Origin of the sequence: Flavobacterium sp. ZT3R18, assembly GCF_007097385.1 — a bacterium.
Lineage (GTDB): Bacteria > Bacteroidota > Bacteroidia > Flavobacteriales > Flavobacteriaceae > Flavobacterium.
Genome location: NZ_VJZS01000003.1, coordinates 206063 through 212186, shown reverse-complemented (window position 1 = coordinate 212186; position 6124 = coordinate 206063). Strand labels below are relative to the sequence as shown.

At 34.2% G+C, this 6124-nt stretch carries 5 protein-coding genes; 4 read left to right on the top strand and 1 reads right to left on the bottom strand.

The genetic code is table 11. From position 1 onward, the window contains the following. Positions 1 to 325: 325 nt before the first annotated feature. Positions 326 to 1003 carry a tRNA (guanosine(37)-N1)-methyltransferase TrmD gene (trmD, locus tag FNW52_RS05395; RefSeq protein ID WP_143376441.1) on the bottom strand — a complete coding sequence of 226 codons (678 nt, stop codon included), beginning with the start codon at positions 1001 to 1003 and terminating at the stop codon, positions 326 to 328. Between the two features lie 171 nt (positions 1004 to 1174). Between trmD and FNW52_RS05390 the strand changes: the two genes are divergently transcribed. The 4 genes from FNW52_RS05390 (at position 1175) to FNW52_RS05375 (ending at position 6119) form a co-directional block, all read left to right on the top strand. Then, entirely contained in the window at positions 1175 to 3301 is a 2127-nt protein-coding gene (locus FNW52_RS05390) for a M3 family metallopeptidase (protein WP_143376440.1), read from the top strand. A gap of 311 nt (positions 3302 to 3612) precedes the next feature. Beyond that, the gene (locus tag FNW52_RS05385) at positions 3613 to 4635 is read left to right on the top strand and encodes a hypothetical protein (protein ID WP_143376439.1); all 1023 of its coding nucleotides are present in this window, start codon (positions 3613 to 3615) and stop codon (positions 4633 to 4635) included. A gap of 342 nt (positions 4636 to 4977) precedes the next feature. Then, positions 4978 to 5400: an Rrf2 family transcriptional regulator gene (locus FNW52_RS05380; protein WP_143376438.1), complete on the top strand. Its 423-nt coding sequence runs from the start codon at positions 4978 to 4980 to the stop codon at positions 5398 to 5400. Positions 5401 to 5453: 53 nt separating this feature from the next. Continuing rightward, a complete protein-coding gene (locus FNW52_RS05375) occupies positions 5454 to 6119 on the top strand; it encodes a class I SAM-dependent methyltransferase (RefSeq protein WP_143376437.1) in 666 nt (221 codons plus the stop codon). Positions 6120 to 6124: the final 5 nt, after the last annotated feature.

Below are 6124 nucleotides of genomic sequence, written 5' to 3'. Positions count from 1 at the left end.
CTGAAAACTTTTTTATTTATTCCAACACTGAAAACTGAAAACTGCGACTGAAAACTTTTTTATTTATTCCAACACTGAACACTGAAAACTGCGACTGAAAACTTTTTTATTAAAACTGAAAACTGCGACTGAAAACTTTTTTATTTATTCCAACACTGAACACTGAAAACTGCGACTGAAAACTTTTTTATTTATTCCAACACTGAACACTGAAAACTGCGACTGAAAACTTTTTTATTTATTCCAACACTGAACACTGAAAACTGCGACTGAAAACTTTTTTTTAAGCGTTCCAACACTGAAAACTGAAAACTGCGACTGCAAACTATTCTCCAAGCAAATCCGGTCTTCTATTCTTAGTGTGTTCATAAGCGGTATCTTCTCTCCATTTGTCAATTTTGGCAAAATGCCCACTCAATAAAACATCGGGAACTTTCCAACCTTTGTAATCGGCAGGGCGTGTATAAATTGGCCCCGACAATAAACCGTCTTGAAAACTATCCGTCAAGGCCGAAGTTTCGTCACTCAAAACACCAGGAATCAATCGGATTAAAGCGTCTGATAACACCAATGCACCTAATTCCCCTCCAGATAAAACATAATCTCCAATCGAAATTTCTTTGGTAATAAAATGATCGCGAACGCGTTGATCCACTCCTTTATAATGACCACACAGTATAATGATATTTTCATACATCGACATGGTGTTGGCCATTTTCTGGTTTAGAGTTTCCCCGTCTGGCGACATGTATATGATTTCATCGTAAGTTCTTTCGCTTTTCAAATGTGTGATACAGGCGTCAATTGGCTGTACTGTCATTACCATTCCAGCACCACCTCCAAAAGGGTAGTCATCGACACTCTTTTGTTTGTTGGTCGTGTAATCTCTTAAATTATGAAAATGAACTTCTACAAGTCCTTTGTCTATAGCGCGTTTCATAATCGAAGCTTCAAAAGGACTTCTTAGTAAATCTGGTAATACGGTAACGATATCAATTCTCATGTTGCTTTTTTAAGAACGGCAAAGGTACAAATTAATTTATAGGAGCTTCCGCAACTTCTAACACAAACTTCTGGCTTAAAAAACAACAATAATTAGATTTAATTTAAATTTAACTGTCTAAAACTCTTTTTTTGACTATTTTTAGCCCAAAAAAATAAACAATTATTAACTATGCAAATTTTTTCAAAATTATTCATTGCTGGTTCATTGCTTTTAGTGGCAACTCTACCAACTGAAACAGTGAATGCTCAAAACAATTCGGTTAAAATGACAAATCCGCTATTGCAAAAAAGTACTTTACAGTATCAAGCACCCAATTTTAGTTTAATAAAAGACGAACACTTTAAACCAGCTTTTGAGTACGGTTTAAAAATTCACGATCAGGAAATTGACGCAATTGCCAATAACCACGCAAAACCAACCTTTCAAAACACTGTTTTGGCAGTAGAAATTTGCGGAGTGGATTTAGGTAGAGCCGTAGGTGTTTTTTATAACCTAGCAGGTTCGAACACCAACCCAACCTTGCAGGCTATAGAAGCTGAATATGCTCCAATATTTTCAGGGCATAACGATGAAATTTATTTAAACAGTAAATTATACAATCGTTTCAAAGCAATCGATTTGAATAAATTGAAAGGCGAAGACAAAAAATTGACACAATACTATTTGCAACAATTTGAATTGGCAGGTGCTAATTTATCCGAAGCCGATAAAGTCAAAATGAAACAAATCAATGAGGAGCTTGCGAGTTTAAGCACCCTTTATGGCAACAAATTATTGTTAGCACGTAAAAACGGAGCGGTTTTATTTGACAATGCCGCCGATTTAGACGGATTGAGCACTGCCGAAATTGATGCAGCCAAACTAAAAGCAAAAGAGGCAGGTTTCGAAAATAAATACCAAATTGGACTCTTAAACACTACCCAACAACCTTTGCTTACCAGCTTGAAAAACCGAGATTCAAGAGAAAAAATATACAAAGAGTCTTGGTATCGTGCCGAAAAAAATGACGAAGGCGACACCCGTGAAGTCCTTGAAAAAACAGCAAAATTGCGTTTGCAAAAAGCCAATTTGATGGGCAAGAAAAGTTTTGCCGAATGGAAATTGCAAGATCAAATGGCAGAATCACCTGCCACAGCTATGGAATTGCTAGCTAAAATTGCTGCTCCAGCTGTTGCCAAAGCCAAAGTAGAAGCTAAAGAAATTCAAGATTTAATAGACTCCCAAAATGGTGGATTTAAATTAGAGCCTTGGGATTGGAATTTTTATGCAGAGCAAGTGCGTAAAGCCAAATACGATTTAGACGAAAGTCAAACCAAACCGTATTTCGAATTAAATGCCGTATTAGAAAAAGGTGTTTTCTTTGCCGCCAAACAAATGTATGGCATCAGCTTCAAGGAAAGAAAAGATTTACCAGTCTATAACTCAGATGTAAAAGTCTATGAAGTTTTTGACGACAAAGGTACTTCAATCGCTATTTATTACTTAGATTTTTATACCCGTGACAACAAAAACGGAGGTGCTTGGATGAATAATTTAGTAAGCCAATCGCATTATCTAAAACAAAAACCAGTAATTGTTAACGTTTACAATTTTTCAAAACCAGTTGGAGAAAACCCTTCTTTAATCAGTTTTGATGATGTAATTACCATGTTTCACGAATTCGGACACACCCTACATGGTTTGTTTGCCAACCAACAATACGTAACTCTTTCTGGAACTTCGGTACCGAGAGATTATGTAGAATTCCCTTCTCAGATCAATGAGCATGCGGCATTAGACCCAGCAATCTTAAAGAATTACGCCATTCATTACCAAACCAAACAGCCGATACCACAAGACTTGATCGACAAAATCAAGAAAGCAGAAACCTTCAATAAAGGCTATGATGTGACAGAACTTTTAGCCGCTGCAACCCTAGATATGGCTTGGCACAGTGTCGAAAAAGAATCCGATTTTAAACCAACCTTGGTTTTCGAGAAAGAAGCCTTAGAAAAATACGGATTATTAGTCAATGAAGTTCCTACACGTTACCACACTCCTTATTTCGCACACGTTTGGGGAGGCGGTTACTCAGCGGGGTACTACGCTTACACTTGGTCAAAAACCTTAGATTACAACGCATTCGATTGGATGCAAGCCAATGGTGGTATGACTAGAGCAAACTGCGAGCGATTCAAAAAATACATTTTATCCGTAGGAAACAGTGTCGATTTAAACCAAGCCTTCAAAGAATTCATAGGTCACGATATGCAAACCGAACCATATCTGAAAAATGCGGGACTATCAGCCCAATAATTTTCTAAAATTCAATACACTAAATGACATTCGAAAGGATGTCATTTTTTTTAGGAGCAATCCCGATAACTGTCGGGACCAGCTATCCGTTGCAATGTTTTATTACCCTGTCAGGGTTTTGAACCCTGACAGGGTAATAAAAGGATTTCCACTTCTATCTGGGCTAGGCCGCAGTGGAATTAAGAATTCTAAAAAACCATTTTTATTTTAAAGTAAAAAAAGTACAAATCATCTTTAAACGGTAAGAATTATACGTTAAATTTGAATAATTTTACAAGAACACTCAAACTATAAAAGTTGACAGCACAATTATGAAAAAAATACAAAATACAATAATTCTACTATTTTTAGTTCAAATAAGTTTTGGACAAAATCAAAAAATAATAAACAATCAAGCTATTCAATTTAGGTTAAAACAAAAAAACGACACCATTGATTTTATACTAGTTGACACCAAAACTGATGTAAAAAAACCAATATTCTTATTTTGTCAAGGTTCCCTACCAATGCCTTTATTTGTAAAACCTGAAAAAGAAGAAATGTGGATGATTGGTGGTGGAATTACAAATTTTGACCTAATCGAAATCAAAAAAAACTATCATTTAATTGTAATTTCAATGCCGAAAACGCCAGTTATTGCAAATGAAAAAAACTTAAATAAGTCCTATTGTTACATTCCAAATCAAAATGAACCTGATGAATTTGACAAAGAATACATGAAATCTGATTATTTAGAAAATTACGAAAAAAGAGCCAGTGAAGTTTTAAAATTTTTGCGAAAGAAAAAATGGGTAGATAATTCCAAATTAGTTGTAGCAGGACATTCACAAGGCTCAAAAGTAGCTACAGTAATAGCATTAAATAGTAAAAATGTCACACATTTGGGGTTATTTGGAGCCAATCCATTTGGGAGAATTGACCAAAGGATTAGAGATTATAGAAAAAATGCAGAAAGTAAACAAATAACTTGGCAAGAAGCGGATCAAAAAATAGACAGTACTTACCAAATGCTTAGAGATTCCTATAATGCCGATACATTAAAAAAAGAACCTTATTTGTTAGCGTGGAAATCCTTTTCGAGACCCTTACTTAATGATTGGTTGAAAATCAAAGTCCCAACCTATTTAGCGTATGGCACAAATGACATTTCCTCTGATTTGTGTGATATAGTACCACTGTTTTACATTCAAAACTCAAAAACAAACTTGACCTATAAAAGATACTTAAACTTAGAACATAACTTTTTTGAAGTAAATGAAGACGGGGAAGCAGATTACGAAAAAGAACATTGGAATGAAGTTATGAGCAGTTTTGTTAAATGGACATTAAAATAAATGTCTTTCCCCGCTCCCCGAAGTATTCGTATCCGCTTTGCAAAGTGTCATGACTTTTCGTTTTTTTTTAAAGAGCTTGAAAACGCAAAATAGGATAAAAGAGTCTCCCGACTTTTTCCGTGGATGTTTTTAGAACTGTATGTGTTTCGAGCGTTATAAATAACTGCAAAGTAATATATGATTTTCTAGCAAAGGTTAATCAACCATGTTTTATAATCGCTCAGAGCTACAATTAGCACTTAAATTTAAGTTCATAAAAGAGGAGAACTTTTTTTAAAATAAAATTTGTAAACACGAAAAGTTTATATATCTTTATAAACTAAATATAACGTATATAAAGTTATGGCTTATTCTCTTTCTTTTTCAAAGTCAATTCTTGTGTTGATCTTTATATCTGACAAAACAAGACGTGGAGAAACTGAATTCATTTCTACCAAAGTAATGAGTGAACTCCTAAATATTCCAAAGCCAACATTGTCGGTGATTTTAGGCAATCTTATGAGAGCTGGAATTTTGCAAACCAAGGAAGGTGTTAACGGAGGTGTTAGAATGGCAAAAGGAGAAGCTAACATTTCTTTGCTAGACATACTAATAGCAATTGAAAATGAAAAACCTTTATTCCAGACAGAATATGACTTGAATGTAAGTGGTGCTCGACCTGATAATGCCAAGAAATCAATAAATGCGATTTTAAAGGATATTGAGAAAAAAATTAAGGAGGACATGAAGAAGACTACGCTTAAAGATATTCTAAATTCAATGTGATTTTTTTTGAACTAAACTATATATACTAAATATAACGTTAATTGCATTTAAAAATGAAATCAATATTTCTAAAAGCACAAGACAGCGGTTGGTATTCTGAGTTTTTAAAATCAGTAGTAGAAAAAATTATTGAGGATGAGGACGTACATAACATACTGGATATTGGAACTGGTCCGGGGAAACTTCTAGAATTGCTGATAAATCAAGATAGAACTTTACAAATTACTGGAATTGATGTTAATACAGCGATGATAGACGAAGCTCGCAGAAGATTGTCAAACAAGAACGTGTCGTTTCAATATCAAAAAAAAGATGAACCATTAGGATTTGATGATGCTGTTTTTGATGTAATTACATTCTGCTCTGTTCTTTTTTTGCTTGACAACAATACAAAAACATTCTTACTGAATGAGGCTTTAAGAGTATTAAAACTAAAGGGAAAAATAATAATACTAACACCAACTGGAGATAAATCTATACTTTCTGCCTTTTCGGAAGTAAAAACTTTTAGGTTTCACAAATACAACTGGACATTTATACTATGGAAAATCTTTACCTCAATAGCAGGAAGAAAATGGCAAAAGCAAAAATGGCTTGAACAGTTTTTTGAGGATAAAAAAATGAATTATTCGATTTCTAAAATATTTAACAATAATGCATCAATTGAAACCGCCACGAAGAGTTTTCCTTTCTATAAAAGTGAAAAAGCGTTCCGATAATTATC

What these genes read in the sequence shown, in the direction of transcription:
- trmD (WP_143376441.1), bottom strand. Translation starts at nt 1,003, where the DNA reads ATGAGAATTGATATCGTTACCGTATTACCAGATTTACTAAGAAGTCCT.
- FNW52_RS05380 (WP_143376438.1), top strand. Translation starts at nt 4,978, where the DNA reads ATGGCTTATTCTCTTTCTTTTTCAAAGTCAATTCTTGTGTTGATCTTT.
- FNW52_RS05390 (WP_143376440.1), top strand. Translation starts at nt 1,175, where the DNA reads ATGCAAATTTTTTCAAAATTATTCATTGCTGGTTCATTGCTTTTAGTG.
- FNW52_RS05385 (WP_143376439.1), top strand. Translation starts at nt 3,613, where the DNA reads ATGAAAAAAATACAAAATACAATAATTCTACTATTTTTAGTTCAAATA.
- FNW52_RS05375 (WP_143376437.1), top strand. Translation starts at nt 5,454, where the DNA reads ATGAAATCAATATTTCTAAAAGCACAAGACAGCGGTTGGTATTCTGAG.